Genomic DNA, 15,902 nt, shown 5'->3' with positions numbered 1-15,902 from the left:
CAAGGCATGTTCCACGCCGGCCCGGCCAAACGCCGAGGTGGCCCCGGAATCGCGCGATAATGTCCAACTTTCCCCGCTTTCCGACTTCCCGCCCCGCCATGACCGGACTGACCACCGCCCTCCTGCACGCCGACCGCGAAGCCGGCGTCGAGCACTACGCCGTCCACAAGCCGCTGCACACGTCCACCACGTACGGCTACACCAGCACGCAAGAGCTGATCGAGGTGTTCCAGGGCAAGCCCGGCTACACCTACGCGCGCCAGGGCAACCCGACCACGGCCGCGCTGGAAGCCAAGATCACGATGATGGAAGACGGCCTGGCCACCGCCTGTTTCGCCACCGGCATGGCGGCCATCGTGTCGGTGTTCTCGACGCTGCTGCGCGCGGGCGACCACGTGGTGTCCAGCGCCTTCCTGTTCGGCAACACCAACAGCGTGTTCGAAACGCTGCGCTGTATGGGCGTGGAGGTGACGTTCGTCGACGCGACTTCCGCGCAGGCCGTGGCCGACGCGGTGCAGCCGAATACGCGCCTCGTCTTTGTGGAAACCATTGCCAACCCGCGCACGCAGGTGGCCGACCTCAAGGGCATCGGCGACATCTGCCAGGCGCGTGGGCTGATCTACGTGATCGACAGCACGATGACCTCGCCGTGGCTGTTCCGCGGGCGCGATGCGCAAGCGAGCCTGGTGGTGCATTCGCTGTCGAAATACATCGGCGGGCACGGCAACGCGCTGGGCGGCGCGGTGGTGGATACGGGGCTGTTCGATTGGGCGGCGTATCCGAACATCTTCCCGGCGTATCGGAAGGCCAAGCCGGAAATGCAGGGCATCCAGCAGATCCGCAAGAAGGGCCTGCGCGATCAGGGTGCAACCTTGATTGCCGATGCCGCGCACCGTATTGCCGTGGGCGCTGAAACCATGGCGCTGCGTGTAGACCGCACGTGCAGCAACGCGCTGGCCCTGGCGCGCACGCTGGCTGCGCACCCGAAGGTCGCGCGCGTGTATTACCCCGGTCTGCCCGAGCACCCGGAGCACGCCCGTGCGACCGAGCTGTTCCGCCACTACGGCGGCCTGCTCAGCTTCGAGCTGGTGGAAGGCGCCGACTACGTCGACATGCTCAACCACCTGCGCTACGCCGTACGCGCCACGCACCTGGGCGACACGCGCACGCTGGTGATTCCTGTCGCGCCGACCATCTACTGGGAAATGGGCGCCGAGCGTCGCGCATCGATGGGTATTGCGGACTCGCTGGTGCGCGTGTCTGTGGGCATTGAAGACGAAGCTGACCTGCTGGCAGATTTCACGCAGGCGCTCAACTCAACAATTCTCAACTAAATAAGATTTAAATCAGATTTATCTGATCTTATTTGAAGCGACTATCACGGGGATTTAAATAATCAAATTCCCCTCGGATGGCGGGGTCACTAAGGTAGCGGCTCAATTGACCGTTTTACTTGGAGACCCCCGTCATGTCGTTTTCTTCCCGTTCCTTGCGGTTGTCGGTGATGGCGCTTGCCGCGTTCACCGCGTTGCACGCCGGCGCCGCCACGCTCACGCGCGACAACGGTGCGCCGGTTGGCGATAACCAGAACTCGCAAACGGCCGGCCCCAACGGCCCGGTGCTGCTGCAAGACGTGCAGCTCATCCAGAAGCTGCAACGCTTTGACCGCGAGCGCATTCCCGAGCGTGTCGTGCACGCACGCGGCACCGGCGCTTACGGCGTGTTTGTTGCCAGCAAGGATATTTCCGACCTGACCCGCGCCAAGGTTTTCACGCCCGGCGAAGAAACGCCGGTGTTCGTGCGCTTCTCCAGCGTTATCCACGGCAACCATTCGCCGGAAACGCTGCGTGATCCGCGCGGTTTCGGGACCAAGTTCTACACGCGCGAAGGCAATTGGGACCTGGTCGGCAACAACCTGCCGGTGTTCTTCATCCGCGATGCGATCAAGTTTCCGGACATGGTGCACTCGCTCAAGCCGGCGCCTGACACCAACATCCAAGACCCGAACCGCTTCTTCGATTTCTTCTCGCACCAGCCCGAAGCCACGCACATGCTCACGCGCGTGTACAGCGACTACGGCACGCCCACCAGCTACCGCGAGATGGACGGCAACAGCGTGCACGCCTACAAGTTCGTCAACGCGAAGGGCGAGATCCACTACGTGAAGTTCCACTGGAAGAGCCTGCAGGGCCAGAAGACGCTGACCGCGAAGGAAGCGGAAGCCATGCAGGGCAAGAACTTCAACCACATGACGCAGGACCTGATTGCCAACATCAACCAGGGCAACTATCCGAAGTGGGACCTGTACATCCAGGTGCTGACGCCGCAGCAGCTCGCCAAGTTCGACTTTGATCCGCTGGACGCCACCAAGATCTGGCCGGACGTGCCGGAAACGAAGATCGGCACGATGACGCTGAACAAGAACCCGACCAACGTCTTCCTGGAAACCGAGCAGGCCGCGCTGGCACCGTCCAACCTGGTGCCGGGCATCGAGCCTTCGGAAGACCGCCTGCTGCAAGGCCGCATCTTTTCGTATGCCGATACGCAGCTCCACCGCGTAGGCACGAACGGCTTGCAATTGCCGGTGAACCGTCCGCGCACGGCCGCCGTCAACTACAACCAGGACGGCAGCATGAACCCCGGCGCCAAGAAGGGTGACGTGAACTACGAACCGAGCGAACGCGCCGACGTAGCTGCCGAAGCCAGCGCCAAGTACAGCCATCTGCCGCTGGCGGGCAGCACGCAGCAACAGCGCATTGCCCGCACGCAGAACTTCAAGCAGGCGGGGGATTTCTATCGTTCGCTGTCAGCCCAGGAGCAGGCCAATCTGGTGAGCAACCTGGCGGGCGACCTGGGGCAGGTGAAGGATGACGGCGTGAAGTACACGATGCTGTCGTACTTCCAGAAGGCGGACGCCAACTATGGCCGTGCGATTGCGCAGGCTGTGAAGGCCGACCCGGCACGCGTGCAAGCGCTGGCTGCGAAGCTGCAGGACTGATCAATCCCGATTCCCGACCGCGACGTGGTTTGCCCGCTGTACCGCAGAGGTACAGCGGGTTTTTTATTGGCATGTTCACGTTTCAGAACACATGCTTGATGCCGACCATCGTGCCGAACTGATTGCCGCCGGCCGCAGGCGCTGCGCCGGTGGCAGCACTGTCGACCGAGAGCGCCAGGTTGCCGCCGTTGCTGATGTAGCCCACCGTGGCATACACCGACGAGCGCTTGCTGAACGCGTAGCTTGCGCGTACAGCGCCCAGCCATGCTTTGTTCGGGCTGTCGTGGAAGCGCAGATGGAAGGCCTCGCCGGTGAGGGTGAGCGCAGGCGTCACGTCATATGCCACGCCGGCATAGAAGAGATCGCTACGTGGTGCGGCCGATGCGCCATTGCGGCGGCCGATCCAGCCCAGGCCGACCTTTGCACGATCGAACAGTGCGTAGCCGCCGACGGCGAGGCGATCGTCCTTGAGCGCGCTCGACGTCAGGCCGGCAAATGCACCGGGCCCGCCGCGCTGGGAGTCATATGCGGCCGACACGCCCCACTTGCCGGTTTCGTACATCAGCATGGCCGACCACTCGCGGCAGGCGCGCGTGTCTGCGGGGTTTTCGCCGGCGCAGTTGGTGCCGGAGGGGCTGGGGCCGGCGTTGACGGCGTCGCGGCCAAAGCTGTACGTGGCGCCGACCGTGACGCCGCCGAACTTGCCCTTGTAAGCGATGGCGTTGTCGGCGCGGGCATTGGGCAGGTAGGTGTCGAGCGAGCTGGAGCCGTAGGCATTGGGGCCGAGCAGATCGGTATCGAGCGTGGCCCAGAACAGCATCGTGTACTGGCGGCCGAGGCTGATCTGCCCCCAGTTGTTGGACAGGCCCACCCACGCCTGCCGGCCAAACAGGCGGCCGCCCTGGTTGCTCGTGCCGCTGTCGGGTGCAAAGCCCGATTCCAATGTGAACAGCGCCTTGGCGCCGCCGCCCAGGTCCTCCGTGCCGCGCAGGCCCCAGCGTGAGGGCACGGTGCCACTCAGGTTGGGCATGCGAACGACACTACTGCCCGCTGCGCCAATGTGGTTGACGTATTCGACGCCGGTGTCGATCACGCCATACAGCGTGACGGATGGTGCGGCAGATTGTGCGGCAGCAAGCGCGGGTGCTGCCAGCAGCAGGGGGAACGCCAGTGGGCGCAGGTTCATGATGTCTCCTCCGACATGGTTTTTTGCGTGGGATGCGTGACGTGCATCAGGCGGTGGTTCAAGCGGTGAAATCTGGCTGTTGTGCCGGGGCGGCTGCCTTGAAGGCCGGATGTTCTATGGCATGTTGGTAGACGGCCATCGCGCGCTCGTACCGTTCCAGCGCGCAGCCCATGCGCAGCGCATTGGCAACCTGCGGCACCAGGGCGACATCGGCCAACGTGGGCGCATCACCAAAGCACCAAGGCCCGGTGCCGTAGCGCGTGAGCAGGCGTTCCACCATTGCCATGCCTTCATCGATCCAGTGTCGATACCAGGCGTCTTTCTGCTCGGGCGTTGCCTTCAGTACGTCTTGCAGATAGCGCAGCACACGCAGGTTGTTGACGGGGTGGATGTCGCACGCGATGGCGCTGGCCAACTCCAGCACGCGTGCGCGTTGAGTCGGCTCTGCGGGAATCAGCCGGGGCTCCGGGTGGCGCGCATCGAGGTAATCGATGATCGCGAGCGATTGGCTCAGCTGCATCTCACCGTCAATGAGTGCCGGCACGCCTGCTGACGGATTGATGTTCTCCACATAACCCGCCGCACGGTGCTCACCGGTGCGAATGTTCACTGGCAACGTGTCATACGGCAGCCCCTTGAGCGCCAGCGCAATGCGCACGCGATACGACGTCGAACTGTTGAAGAAGCTGTAGAGCTGCATGGCGCGCCCGCTTAGACGATGCAAGCCTTCAGCTCGCCCAGCCCGTCAATGCCGGTGACAATGCGGTCGCCCGGCTTCACGGCGCCCACACCCTCCGGCGTGCCGGTAAAGATCACGTCGCCCGGCTCCAGGCGGAAGAACTGCGAGAGGTAGGCCACCGTTTCCGCCACCGACCAGATCAGATGCGACACGTCGCTGCGCTGCTTGGTCTCGCCGTTCACGGTCAACCAGATGCCGGCTTGCTGCGGGTGCCCGATCTTGCTGGCCGGGTGGATGGGCCCCATCGGCGCGGACGCATCGAACGCCTTGCCGATCTCCCATGGCCGGCCCATCTCGCGCATCTTCATTTGCAGATCACGGCGGGTCATGTCGAGGCCGACGGCATAGCCCCAGACGTGGTCGAGGGCGTTGTCGACAGGGATGTCGGCGCCGGATTTGCCGATCACCGCCACCAGTTCGGCTTCGTAGTGGTAATTCTGCGTTTGCGACGGATAGGCCAGCTCGAGCGTTTGCCCATCGGCCACCGGCACGATCGCATCGGCGGGCTTGCAGAAGAAGAACGGCGGCTCTCGGTCGGGGTCGAAGCCCATTTCGCGCGCATGGGCGGCGTAGTTGCGGCCGACGCAGTAGACGCGGCGCACGGCAAACTGTTCACTGCTGCCGGCAACGGGCACGGTGGTGAGGGCGGGGGGCGTGAAGACGTAGGTCATGGTGGGTTCTGTCAGGTCGAGAGGGTGAGCGGGGCCAGCAGTCGTGCCGTTTTGGCACGCCGCAATGGCAACGGATGCGAGGCGTATCAGGTGCGCGCTTCGCGCAGCAGGTTGAGTGCAGCCAGCACGGGCCGGTCGGAATAGCTGAACAGCACCGCGTCTTCCGATGCGTTGAGCTGCACGGGGGCCCATGACGGTGCAACGAACACGTCGCGTGGCTCGAAGGCGAATTGCGCATCACCAATGCGCGCCGTGCCGCAGCCTTCCACCACGCTGTAGACGGTGGCGTCGGTGCTGCGGTACGTCTTGCCGGCAAAGCCCTTCGGCAGGAACTGCATGAAGGTGGCGATGGTGGGCATCGGCCAGCCGCCGGTGGCCGGGTTGACGTAGCGCAGCTTGATGCCATCCCACGGGTCCAGGTCGCCGTGGCGGTAGAGCTTGTCGAGCGCTTCGAGCGAGCGCTCATATGGGTAGCTGAAGATGGGCGATGTGGGGTCCGTCACGCGGTGGCGCACCGGCACCATGTTGTGGCCGAAGCGTGCGTAGCTGTCGCCTTCGGGGCGCATCACCGGCTGCTGCGCCTTGGGGTAGTTCTCGGCAAAGCCGCAATCGAACTGTTGCACCAGCGGAATGTCGAGGCCATCCAGCCACACGACCGGCTCACCGCCTTCGTCAACGGTGGGGCAACCGTGGTCGTGCCATGTCCACGACGGTGTGATGATGAAATCGCCGGGATGCATGGTGGTGCGTTCGCCGTTGACCGCCGTCCACGCGCCGCGCCCTTCGACGATGAAGCGCAGCGCCGATTGCGTGTGCCGGTGGCTGGGCGCGATCTCGCCCGGCAGGATCAGCTGCAGCCCCGCGTACAGCGTGGACGTGATGCTGGCCTTGCCCGGCAGCCCGGGATTCTCCAGGATCAGCACGCGCCGCACGGCTTCTTCCGCGCTGATGATGGCGCCGGCTTGCATGACCAGCGGGCGGATGTCGTCGTACTTCCAGATGGCCGGCACGATGCGTGGCTTGGGTTCGCGCGGCACCAGGGCGTGCAGCGATTCCCACAGCGGGGCCAACTGCTTGCCATCGAGCTGCGCGTAGTACGCACCGCGCTCCGTTTGCAGCGTGGTCGAAGTCATGATGGCTCCTTACAGCTCGACAAAGACGTGGCCGTCTTCGATCCTGGTCGGGAATGTGCGTACGTCAGTCGTGAGCGGTTCGCACATGGCCTTGCCCGAGCGCACGTCGAACTTGCCCTGGTGCAGCGGACATTCGATCTCGTAGCCGTCGAGAAAACCATCGCACAGGCGCGCATGACCGTGCGTGCACACGTTGTCGGTGGCGAAGACCTCGCCATCAACGCGGTACACGGCGATCTCCGCATCGCCGGCACTGACTGCAATCACGTCGTCGTCCGGCAAGTCGTCAACAGGGATGAGCTTGAGCCAAGTGGTTGCGGTGGTGGTCGAGGTGGTGGTCATGGAAAACCTCAGATCGGATAGATGATCGAGTTGGGGATCATTTCGCTGTCGAACACGCACGTGCGTGATTTGAGCTTGAGCCCCGCCTCGGTGCGGACGATGGTGTCGATGTAGCGGCCGACGTTGAATACCGTCGACAACTCGTCGGGCTTGGTGCGGAACACGGCGTAGTTGGCCTGCGCCTCAATGCGGCCGGCATCCGCGTACGTCACTTCAGGCACGCCGACCACGTGGCGCTGGTAGTACGGGTCGTGGAAGATCGTCTCGGTGATGCCGTAGATGCGGTCCTTCAGCATGCCTTTGCTCTCGAACGCAAGCGTGGCGAGCGGAAAGCCGCGTTCGTAGTTCTCGCGCGGTTGGACCTTGTAGGTGCAGTCGTCCACGAACAGGTCGGTCCATTGTTCCCACTCGGCGTTGTCCACGGCGCTGGCGTAGCGGGTGTAGAGCGCCAGCACTTGCTGGTAGGTGGAGAAATCGAGTGCGTTGGTTGCGTCGGCCATGTCAGATCTCCATCACCTTGCGCCAGTATTCGTACATGCCGCGGATGAGCGTTTCCGTGACCATGTGATCGGTGTCGCCCACGTCGCGGCCGCCCAGTTCAGCCACGGTGCGGTGGCCGGGCTTCTGCTCGAAGCCTTCCTGTGAAAACTCGATGACTTCACCGTCGTCCGCCGACACGAAGCCAGCCGGCCCGAACAGGTTGGCCTGGCGCAGGCGGCGCTGCGTCATCGCTTCGGTGTCGTCTTCAAAGCCGAAGTGCGTCCATACGAAATCGAACGAGCCATGCCCATTCGGCTGGATATGCCGCGTGGAAACCGAGTTGACCTGCTGCTGGATGATCACGCTCGGAAAGACGGTCATCATCACCGCGGTCGGGCCGCCCCACCACGGCTCTTGCACAACATCGAGAAAGCGGTCGTCGTGCAGCGTCATCTTCTCTTTGAAGCTCGTGACGCCGGAGGTGACTGCGCCTTTGCCGCCGGTGCCGCGCGTGGAGATCATTGCGGCGTGGCGGTGCTGCGCATCCATCTTCAGCTCAGACTTGTTGTCCGCGCGCCAGAGCCCGAACGTGACGAACCACGTATGCAGCAAGCCGGGGTGGTACGGGTCTTTGATGTTCTCCTGCATGAGCTTCCAGTTGCCCGGAATGCGTTGCTTGTTGTAGCCGAGAATCTTCAGCTTGCGGCCGTCAAACACGCGGTCGAAATAGCCGAGGATGGTCGACCCGAGAAAGTCTTCCAGCGACGGCAGCGTGTGGTCGAACGACGCAAAGATCACGCCGTTGCGCACCGCCACGTTGAGCTGCGTGAGGCCGTGCTCCTTCGGATCGAAATCGGTCGGCATGCCGCCTTGCACCTTGCCATCGGACTTGACGCCGCGGCGGAACGGCACGCCGATCAGGTTCCCCTTCAGGTCGTAGTTCCACTGGTGATAGGGGCAGGTGAAGTCTTTGCGGTTGCCGGACTTTTCACGGCAGAAGCGCACGCCACGGTGTGCGCAGACGTTCTCCACCACGGCGATGGAGCCATCCGGCGTGCGCGTGACGATGACCGAGCGTTCGCCAACCACCGTGCGTTTGAAATCGCCCGCGTTGGGAATCTCCGCTTCCAGGCCGACATAGCACCAGTGGCCGTTGTAGAACAGGCGTTCCAGTTCGCGCTGGTGGATCTCGTCATCGGTATAGGCGCCGAAGGGAATCCGGCTTGAGCCATCGTCTTTCCAGAGGGGTCTGGAAAACGTGAGGGGTGACGCTTTCATGAGGTGTCTCCGGGGCTTGTAGTGCGTGGCGCCTTCAGACGCCTACGGCGTAGAAGGCATCCGCGTAGATGTGTTCGGGCAGCACGCCGCGTTGGCGCAGGAGCAGGCTGGCGGCGTCCACCATGACGGGTGCGCCGGCCAGGTAAGCGCGCCAGCCGTCGAGGCTCGACCAGTCGCTCGCCACAGCATCCGTGACGACGCCCGAGCGGTAGCGGCGGTCCGTGTTGGAGGTGGCGATGACCACGTGCGTATGCAGGTTCGGCAGGCGTTCGCGCAGCGCATCGAGCCACTGCGTGCCGTACACATCTGCGGGTGAGCGCACGCCGAAGTACACGTGCACCGGGTTCGTCATGCCCGCATCAGCTATGCCGCGCAGGATGGACAGGATGGGCGCGAGCCCCGTGCCACCGGCCACGCAGAGGATCGGATCCGCATTGCGCCGGCGCAGGTATGCCGTACCCAACGGGCCACTCACGCGCACGTCATCGCCCACCTTGAGTGCGTTGGCGATGTACGAAGTCACCCGGCCATCCGGCACCACGCGCACATGGAACTCCAGCATCTGCCCCTCGTTGGCCACCGCCATCGAATACGGCCGCACATGCTTGGGCGTGAACTGCAGCGTGGCGTACTGCCCTGGCGAGTAGTCAAGCGGCTTGGCGAGGTCGAGCCGGATGCGCTTGATGTCGTGGGTCATGTCGTCGATGGACGCGACCTTCGACTTGATGATCTTGGCGGGGTGCACCACCACTTCATCCACTTCCGGCAGTTCGATCGCACAGTCTTCCACCAAGGTGGTCTGGCAAGCCAACACGATCTGGCCCGATGCCGAGGGGCTGTTCATGTCCGCGCCACCGGTGACGGCCACATTGCCGGCCACAACGCGGCAGCGGCACGTACCGCAGCGGCCGGCCATGCAGCTGTACGAGATGGGCACGTCGTTGGTGCGGAGGACGTCGAGCAGGTTATCGCCCGAGCGCGCGCTGACGATGCGCTGCAGTGGGGTAAGCGTGACATCCATGATGTCGTGTCTCCGGGCTGGTCGTTTTTCTGTGTGGAAGCATCATGGCCCGCTTGACGACATACATAAATAGAAGGACCCTGATGTGTCATATCACTCGCAGTGATAACGCACAGCGCGATAAAAAACGAGAGGAGACACGCGGTGGAACTGCAAGACATCGACCTCAACCTGCTGGTCGTCTTCAATGAACTGCTTCGGCAGCGGCGCGTGTCGGCAGTGGCGGAAACGCTGGGCATCTCGCAGCCGGCCATCAGCAATGCGTTGAACCGCATGCGCAAGCTGTTCGGAGACGAGTTGTTCATCCGCACATCCAAGGGCATGGTGCCGACGCCGTTTGCTGAAACGTTGGCCGAGCCGATCGCCTATGCGCTGGGGGCGATCTACAACTCGCTCAACGCCACCAGCAAGTTCGATCCACACACCAGCACGCGCGCTTTCACCATTGCGATGACGGACATCGGCGAGATCTACTTTCTGCCGACGCTGATGCAGCGGCTTGCAAAGGAAGCGCCCCGTGTGACGATCAGCACCGTGCGCAACCACGCCGATACGCTGCGCGACGAGATGGAAGCCGGCCGGGTTGACCTAGCGATCGGCTTTCTGCCGGACCTGAAGGCGGGGTTTTTCCAGCGCAGGCTGTTCAAGCAGCGCTATGTGTGCCTCTTCCGCAAAAATCATCCGCTCGCCAAGAACGGCATGACGATGAAGAGTTTCCTGGAAGCCGAGCACGTGTCGATCGTCGCGGAGGGCACCGGCCACGGCATGGTTGATTCAACGATCCTGCGGGCGGGGTTGCCGCGACGCGTCAGCCTGCGCGTGCCGCACTTCGTGGCACTGGGGCACATCCTGCAGTCGACCGACATGATTGCCGTGGTGCCGGAGGCCTACGCCACGCGGACGCTCAAGCCGTTTGATCTGGCGACGGCGCCTTGCCCGGCCAAGATTCCGGACATCACCATCAATGTGCTATGGCACGGGCGCAATCATCGCGAGCCGGCCAATCAATGGCTGCGGCAGTTGTTGTTCGAGATGTTCGCGATCTAGGCGGGTTCCGCCCGTGCGGTCTGTGGTGTGCAGAAAGGGCACGCTGGTTGGCGCGCCCGGATTCTTATTTTGATGGGATCACGACGCTGTTCACTCTGAGGCCACCGCCAGGGCATCGCCGGGCTCGACACGCGCGGCTTGCCTGCCGCACAGGAAGATGGCGAGCGACGCAACAGCGGCCGGCACGGCAACAATGAGAAACAGCAACTGGAAGCCGATGTTGGCCGTCAGCAGCACACCGCCCACCAGCGCACCGCATACCGAGCCCAGACGCCCAACACCGAGGGCCCAACTGATGCCGGTAACGCGGCTGGCAGTCGGGTAGAACTGCGCCGCAAACGCATTCGCCCCAATCTGCGATCCGCTGATGCAGAAGCCAACACCGGTGACGGCAAAGGCCAGCATCGCGCCCTGCGTCACGCCGGTCAGAGCGAGGAACACCGCGCCCAGGCCGTATGTGCAGCACAGCACGATCGTCGCCGGGTAGCGATCCATCAGCCGCCCGATGATGAGTGCGCCGATAGTGCCGCCCACCTGGTACATCACCGCAATGCGCGACGCAAGCGCCAGCGATACACCGCCGGAGTGGATCAGCGTGGGCAGCCAGTTCGTCAGCAGGTAGACGATCAGCAGGCTCATGAAGAAAACGGCCCATAGCAGCAGCGTGCCGGTGCGGAAGGCCGGCAGGAAGAGCTGCCGAACCGGCGAGCCCTTGACCTGCGTTTCATGCAGTGCGAAGTGGGTATCGGGCGTGATGTCCAGCGGCGCGATGCGGTTGAGCAACCTGCCAACGACGGCGTTGTCTGCGCCACGGGATACCAGATAGCGCACCGACTCCGGCAACGCGAGCGCCATCAAGGGCACCAGCACCAGTGGTACGACGCCGCCAAACAGCAGCACGCTGCGCCAGCCGAAGTCCGGCACCAGTTGCGCGGCAACAATGCCACCAAAACCGGAACCCAGCGTGAAGCCGCAGAACATCACCGTGGTGAGGAAGGAGCGGCGGCGCTCCGGGCAGTATTCGGAAGTCAGCGCGATGGCGTTGGGCATGGCGCCACCCAAGCCGAGGCCTGTCAGGAACCGCAGAACGATCAGCGCGCTGACATTCGGAGCAAATGCCGATGCCACGGTGGCAATGCCAAAAGCCGCCACCGTGATCAACAGTGTGCGCTTGCGCCCAATGCGGTCCGCCAACGGACCAAAGGCCAGCGCTCCGACCATCAACCCTGCCAGACCGGCACTGAAGACGGTGCCCAGCACCCCCGGGGTGACGTGCCAGTCCTGCACAAGCGCCGGCGCAATGAAGCCGACGCAGGCCGTGTCGAACCCGTCGATGGCGACGATAAAAAAGCACAGCGCGACCACGCGCCATTGGAAGGCGGAAAACCGTTGCCGGTCGAGCCACGCGCGCAGGTCGATGGTGGGAGGGTGGGGCAGCATGGTGTCTCCTCTTTCTTTGTATGTGTGCGCCGAAGGTAGCGGGCACCGAGGAGACACGCCAGCCGGCTGGTGAATGCGGAACATTCACCAGATTGATATTGGGCGGAAAGGGGCGTCCGGGCCGAGCTTGCCCGGGCAGGCGACGGCCGACGCAGGCTCAGTGGAAGAACAGAGTGCGCATGCCGAAGGTGTGGTTTGCCTCCGCAGCCATCAACACCATCAGCACCAGCAGGGCCAGGGGCGGCATCAAAATGGCGTACACCAGCGCGAGCCGTTCCCACATCATGTGCATGAACACGGACACGATCAGCCCAGCCTTGGCGATCATGAACACGATGATCAGCGTCCAGCGCATCAGCCCCTGCACGTGGAAATAATCCACCAGATACGACATCGTAGAGAGCACGAACAGCAGCCCCCAGATCTTCAGATAGACGCCGATGGGGTGCGTTTGCCCATGGGCGGACGGTTCTGTGTGGTCCATGGCATGCCTCACCACAAATAGAACAGCGCAAAGATGAACACCCAGACGAGATCCACAAAGTGCCAGTACAGGCCCGCGATCTCCACGATCTGGAAGTTGCCGTGCTCGGCAAAGCCCGGCTGCAGGATCTTGCGTGCGATCACCAGCAGGTAGATCACGCCGCAGGTCACGTGAAAGCCGTGGAAGCCCGTGATCATGAAAAAGCACGCGCCAAATTGCGCGGCGCCCAGTGGGTTGCCCCACGGGCGGATGCCCTCGTGCACGATCAGCTTGGTCCATTCAAACGCCTGCATCGACACGAATGCCGCACCCAGGACGGCGGTGGCCAGCATGAGCAGCGCTGCCCGCTTGGCATCGCGCCGGTAGCCGAAGTTGACCGCCATGGCCATCGTGCCGCTGCTGCTGATGAGCACGAACGTCATGATGGCGATCAGCAGGAGCGGCACTTCCACACCGCCCACCGACAGGCCGAACACCTTGGACGGATCGGGCCACGGCACCGTGGTCGACATGCGCACCGACATGTAGCCGATCAGGAAGCTGCTGAAGACGAAGGTGTCCGACAGCAGGAAGATCCACATCATGGCCTTGCCCCACGACACCTTGAAGGCTTCGCGGTCGGCCGACCAGTCGTTGATGATGCCGGGCCAGCCCTCCGGTAGGGGCTCTGCGGAATCGGTCGGGAGCGTGGGATTGCTCATGGCGTGGCTCCATACAACGGCCCGCAGATCGCGGCGACAAACGCGGGCGTGATCCACCACATCGCAGCCAGCAACACGAGCCACACAGCGAGCAGGAAGTGCCAGTACGTCGCGCACAGCGTGGCAGCGCGATGGGCGCGCTCAGGATCGCTGCGTAGGCGCGCGATCGTCACCGCCAGCACGATGAGACCACCGATCACGTGTGCCGCGTGCAGGCCGGTGAACACATAGAGAAAGCTATTGGACGGGTTGATCGCCACGCCTTGTCCGCTGGCGGATAACTGCTGCCATGCCATCCATTGGCCGAAGACGAACAGCGCAGCGAGCGCGCCGCCCGCCAGCAGCCAGATGGTGCGGCGTGTGGCGTGGTGCATGCGTGCCCGTCGCGCAACCTCCATCGCCGCACTGGCGAGCGCCAGCACGCCGGTGTTCCACCACAGCAGCATGGGATGGGGCACCGGCATCCAATCCGCTTCACGCATGCGCATCGCATAGGCGAGGATCAGCAGTGAGAACAACGCCGTCACCACGGCCATGAAGACGCGCAAACCCATGCGTTCCGCGCTTGGCAGAACTGGCGATGCATCGGGAACGAAATGGCGGGGCAGGGTCGTCATGCGCGCACCTCGCCAGCGTGGAGGATGTCAGCCTCTGTTTCGGGCGTGCTAGATGGTGGCTCGTTCTGCGGCACGAAGTCTTCCGTGCGATCGGGCGGGCTGTACTCATACGCCCAGCGATACACCACCGGCAGCGTCGGCCCCCAGTTGCCGTGCACGGGTGGCGTCTGCGGGGTCTGCCATTCCAGCGTGGTGGCGCGCCACGGGTTGCCGCCGGCCTGTCTGCCGCGCACCAGGCTCCACGCCAGGTTGACGAGGAACAGCAACTGCGCCACGCCAACGATGATGGCGACGACGGTGATGAAGGTGTTCAGCGTCTGCGCAGACGGCGGGATGAAGCTGTAGCCCTCATACGCGTAATACCGGCGCGGCATGCCCAACACGCCCAGGTAGTGCATCGGAAAGTAGATCAGGTAGGTGCCGATGAAGGTGATCCAGAAATGCGCGCGGCCCAGCGTGTCGTTCAGCATGCGGCCCGTCACCTTGGGGTACCAGTGGTAGATGCCGCCGAAGACCACCAGGATCGGCGACACGCCCATCACCATGTGGAAGTGCGCGACCACGAAGTACGTGTTGGAGAGCGGAATATCCACGCTCACGTTGCCGAGGAAGAGCCCCGTCAATCCACCGATCACGAACGTGCTGATGAAGCCGATGGCAAACAGCATCGGTACGGTCAGGTGGATGTCGCCACGCCACAGCGTGAGCACCCAGTTGTAGACCTTGAGCGCGGTCGGGATGGCGATGATGAGCGTGGTGGTGGCAAAGAAGAAGCCGAAGTATGGGTTCATGCCCGCCACGAACATATGGTGCGCCCACACCACGAACGACAGCACGCCGATGATCAAGATGGCCCACACCATCATCCGATAGCCGAAGATGTTCTTGCGCGCGTGCGTGCTGATGAGGTCTGACACGATGCCGAACGCGGGCAGCGCGACGATGTAGACCTCCGGGTGCCCGAAGAACCAGAACAGATGCTGGAACAGCAACGGGCTGCCGCCGGCATGCTTGAGCGTTTGCCCCATCGATACCACGGCCGGGATGAAGAAGCTTGTGCCCAGCGTCTTGTCGAGCAGCATCATGATGGCCGACACGAACAGCGCCGGAAACGCCAGCAGCGCCAGGATGGTCGCTGTGAAGATGCCCCACACCGTGAGCGGCATGCGCATGAGCGTCATGCCGCGTGTGCGCGCCTGCAGCGTGGTCGTCACGTAGTTCAGCCCGCCCATCGTGGCCGCGACGATGAAGATCGCCAGCGACACCAGCATCAGCACGATGCCCCAGTCGGTGCCTGGTGTGCCCGGCAGAATCGCCTGCGGCGGGTATAGCGTCCAGCCCGCACCGGTCGGTCCGCCTGGCACGAAGAAGCTCGCCACCAGCACCAGCACGGCCACCAGATAGACCCAGTAGCTGAGCATGTTCAGGAACGGAAACACCATGTCGCGCGCGCCCAGCATCAGTGGGATCAGGTAGTTGCCGAAGCCACCGAGGAACAGCGCCGTGAGCAGGTAGATCACCATGATCATCCCGTGCATGGTGACGAACTGGTAGTAGTGGTTGGCGTCGATGAAGGCGAACTTGCCCGGAAAGCCCAACTGCAGCCGCATCAGATTCGACAGCACGAGGCCCACCAGCCCGATGGCGATGGCCGTGAGCGAGTACTGCACCGCGATGACCTTGTGGTCCTGGCTCCAGACGTAGCGCGTCCAGAAGCTCTGGGGACCATGTTCGTGATCGTTCTGACCGTAGGACATCGTTCCTC

At 63.5% G+C, this 15,902-nt stretch carries 16 protein-coding genes; 3 read left to right on the top strand and 13 right to left on the bottom strand.

Translation table 11 applies throughout. The annotated features are described in order from the left end of the window. The first annotated feature begins 98 nt into the window (after positions 1 to 98). Both ACN9M1_RS23720 and ACN9M1_RS23715 read left to right on the top strand, forming a co-directional pair. Positions 99 to 1,334, top strand: a complete 1,236-nt coding sequence (locus tag ACN9M1_RS23720) for a cystathionine gamma-synthase family protein (protein WP_426400717.1) — start codon at positions 99 to 101, stop codon at positions 1,332 to 1,334. A gap of 134 nt (positions 1,335 to 1,468) precedes the next feature. Beyond that, positions 1,469 to 2,998, top strand: a complete 1,530-nt coding sequence (locus tag ACN9M1_RS23715; RefSeq protein WP_426399306.1) for a catalase — start codon at positions 1,469 to 1,471, stop codon at positions 2,996 to 2,998. A gap of 82 nt (positions 2,999 to 3,080) precedes the next feature. Here the strand turns inward: ACN9M1_RS23715 and ACN9M1_RS23710 are convergent, their stop codons facing one another. From ACN9M1_RS23710 to ACN9M1_RS23675, 8 genes are all read right to left on the bottom strand, one after another. Next, a complete protein-coding gene (locus ACN9M1_RS23710) occupies positions 3,081 to 4,184 on the bottom strand; it encodes a porin (RefSeq protein WP_426399305.1) in 1,104 nt (367 codons plus the stop codon). Positions 4,185 to 4,242: 58 nt separating this feature from the next. Beyond that, a complete protein-coding gene (gene maiA, locus ACN9M1_RS23705; RefSeq protein ID WP_426399303.1) occupies positions 4,243 to 4,884 on the bottom strand; it encodes a maleylacetoacetate isomerase in 642 nt (213 codons plus the stop codon). An 11-nt stretch (positions 4,885 to 4,895) separates the two neighbouring features. Continuing rightward, positions 4,896 to 5,594: a fumarylacetoacetate hydrolase family protein gene (locus tag ACN9M1_RS23700; protein WP_426399302.1), complete on the bottom strand. Its 699-nt coding sequence runs from the start codon at positions 5,592 to 5,594 to the stop codon at positions 4,896 to 4,898. Between the two features lie 86 nt (positions 5,595 to 5,680). Continuing rightward, complete coding sequence (gene gtdA, locus ACN9M1_RS23695) at positions 5,681 to 6,727, bottom strand: gentisate 1,2-dioxygenase (protein WP_426399300.1); 1,047 nt, start codon at positions 6,725 to 6,727, stop codon at positions 5,681 to 5,683. 9 nt (positions 6,728 to 6,736) lie between these two features. Beyond that, positions 6,737 to 7,069, bottom strand: coding sequence for a non-heme iron oxygenase ferredoxin subunit (locus ACN9M1_RS23690; RefSeq protein ID WP_426399299.1), 333 nt, complete (start codon positions 7,067 to 7,069; stop codon positions 6,737 to 6,739). 8 nt (positions 7,070 to 7,077) lie between these two features. Continuing rightward, positions 7,078 to 7,569, bottom strand: a complete 492-nt coding sequence (locus tag ACN9M1_RS23685) for an aromatic-ring-hydroxylating dioxygenase subunit beta (RefSeq protein WP_426399298.1) — start codon at positions 7,567 to 7,569, stop codon at positions 7,078 to 7,080. 1 nt (position 7,570) lies between these two features. Continuing rightward, positions 7,571 to 8,827, bottom strand: a complete 1,257-nt coding sequence (locus tag ACN9M1_RS23680; RefSeq protein WP_426399297.1) for an aromatic ring-hydroxylating dioxygenase subunit alpha — start codon at positions 8,825 to 8,827, stop codon at positions 7,571 to 7,573. Between the two features lie 34 nt (positions 8,828 to 8,861). Further along, complete coding sequence (locus ACN9M1_RS23675; RefSeq protein WP_426399296.1) at positions 8,862 to 9,848, bottom strand: 2Fe-2S iron-sulfur cluster-binding protein; 987 nt, start codon at positions 9,846 to 9,848, stop codon at positions 8,862 to 8,864. A gap of 144 nt (positions 9,849 to 9,992) precedes the next feature. Here ACN9M1_RS23675 and ACN9M1_RS23670 point away from each other — a divergent pair, with 144 nt between their 5' ends. Then, positions 9,993 to 10,895 (top strand): LysR family transcriptional regulator, encoded by a 903-nt coding sequence (locus tag ACN9M1_RS23670; protein WP_426399295.1) that lies wholly within the window; start codon positions 9,993 to 9,995, stop codon positions 10,893 to 10,895. Between the two features lie 90 nt (positions 10,896 to 10,985). On the opposite strand, the gene ACN9M1_RS23665 is transcribed toward ACN9M1_RS23670, so the two are convergent. The 5 genes from ACN9M1_RS23665 to ctaD all read right to left on the bottom strand — a co-directional run bounded on the left by ACN9M1_RS23665 (position 10,986) and on the right by ctaD (position 15,894). Then, complete coding sequence (locus ACN9M1_RS23665; RefSeq protein WP_426399294.1) at positions 10,986 to 12,335, bottom strand: MFS transporter; 1,350 nt, start codon at positions 12,333 to 12,335, stop codon at positions 10,986 to 10,988. A 157-nt stretch (positions 12,336 to 12,492) separates the two neighbouring features. Continuing rightward, positions 12,493 to 12,819, bottom strand: a complete 327-nt coding sequence (locus tag ACN9M1_RS23660; RefSeq protein ID WP_426399293.1) for a cytochrome C oxidase subunit IV family protein — start codon at positions 12,817 to 12,819, stop codon at positions 12,493 to 12,495. Between the two features lie 8 nt (positions 12,820 to 12,827). Next, on the bottom strand, positions 12,828 to 13,520 hold the full coding sequence (locus ACN9M1_RS23655) for a heme-copper oxidase subunit III family protein (protein WP_426399292.1): 693 nt from the start codon (positions 13,518 to 13,520) through the stop codon (positions 12,828 to 12,830). Then, complete coding sequence (locus tag ACN9M1_RS23650; protein WP_426399291.1) at positions 13,517 to 14,137, bottom strand: cytochrome c oxidase subunit 3; 621 nt, start codon at positions 14,135 to 14,137, stop codon at positions 13,517 to 13,519. The genes ACN9M1_RS23655 and ACN9M1_RS23650 overlap by 4 nt, the downstream gene beginning before the upstream one ends. Then, on the bottom strand, positions 14,134 to 15,894 hold the full coding sequence (gene ctaD, locus ACN9M1_RS23645; protein WP_426399290.1) for a cytochrome c oxidase subunit I: 1,761 nt from the start codon (positions 15,892 to 15,894) through the stop codon (positions 14,134 to 14,136). The genes ACN9M1_RS23650 and ctaD overlap by 4 nt, the downstream gene beginning before the upstream one ends. Positions 15,895 to 15,902 lie beyond the last annotated feature (8 nt).

Origin of the sequence: Ralstonia sp. R-29, from assembly GCF_049913345.1 — a bacterium.
In the GTDB taxonomy this organism is placed as follows: Bacteria; Pseudomonadota; Gammaproteobacteria; order Burkholderiales; family Burkholderiaceae; genus Ralstonia.
Note: the sequence above shows the minus strand (reverse complement) of the source record. Positions and strands in the feature narration are given on the sequence as shown.

Excerpts from the sequence above, each read along its gene's own strand:
- ACN9M1_RS23720 (WP_426400717.1), top strand. The coding sequence starts at position 99 with ATGACCGGACTGACCACCGCCCTCCTGCACGCCGACCGCGAAGCCGGC.
- ACN9M1_RS23715 (WP_426399306.1), top strand. The coding sequence starts at position 1,469 with ATGTCGTTTTCTTCCCGTTCCTTGCGGTTGTCGGTGATGGCGCTTGCC.
- ACN9M1_RS23710 (WP_426399305.1), bottom strand. The coding sequence starts at position 4,184 with ATGAACCTGCGCCCACTGGCGTTCCCCCTGCTGCTGGCAGCACCCGCG.
- maiA (WP_426399303.1), bottom strand. The coding sequence starts at position 4,884 with ATGCAGCTCTACAGCTTCTTCAACAGTTCGACGTCGTATCGCGTGCGC.
- ACN9M1_RS23700 (WP_426399302.1), bottom strand. The coding sequence starts at position 5,594 with ATGACCTACGTCTTCACGCCCCCCGCCCTCACCACCGTGCCCGTTGCC.
- gtdA (WP_426399300.1), bottom strand. The coding sequence starts at position 6,727 with ATGACTTCGACCACGCTGCAAACGGAGCGCGGTGCGTACTACGCGCAG.
- ACN9M1_RS23690 (WP_426399299.1), bottom strand. The coding sequence starts at position 7,069 with ATGACCACCACCTCGACCACCACCGCAACCACTTGGCTCAAGCTCATC.
- ACN9M1_RS23685 (WP_426399298.1), bottom strand. The coding sequence starts at position 7,569 with ATGGCCGACGCAACCAACGCACTCGATTTCTCCACCTACCAGCAAGTG.
- ACN9M1_RS23680 (WP_426399297.1), bottom strand. The coding sequence starts at position 8,827 with ATGAAAGCGTCACCCCTCACGTTTTCCAGACCCCTCTGGAAAGACGAT.
- ACN9M1_RS23675 (WP_426399296.1), bottom strand. The coding sequence starts at position 9,848 with ATGGATGTCACGCTTACCCCACTGCAGCGCATCGTCAGCGCGCGCTCG.
- ACN9M1_RS23665 (WP_426399294.1), bottom strand. The coding sequence starts at position 12,335 with ATGCTGCCCCACCCTCCCACCATCGACCTGCGCGCGTGGCTCGACCGG.
- ACN9M1_RS23660 (WP_426399293.1), bottom strand. The coding sequence starts at position 12,819 with ATGGACCACACAGAACCGTCCGCCCATGGGCAAACGCACCCCATCGGC.
- ACN9M1_RS23655 (WP_426399292.1), bottom strand. The coding sequence starts at position 13,520 with ATGAGCAATCCCACGCTCCCGACCGATTCCGCAGAGCCCCTACCGGAG.
- ACN9M1_RS23650 (WP_426399291.1), bottom strand. The coding sequence starts at position 14,137 with ATGACGACCCTGCCCCGCCATTTCGTTCCCGATGCATCGCCAGTTCTG.
- ctaD (WP_426399290.1), bottom strand. The coding sequence starts at position 15,894 with ATGTCCTACGGTCAGAACGATCACGAACATGGTCCCCAGAGCTTCTGG.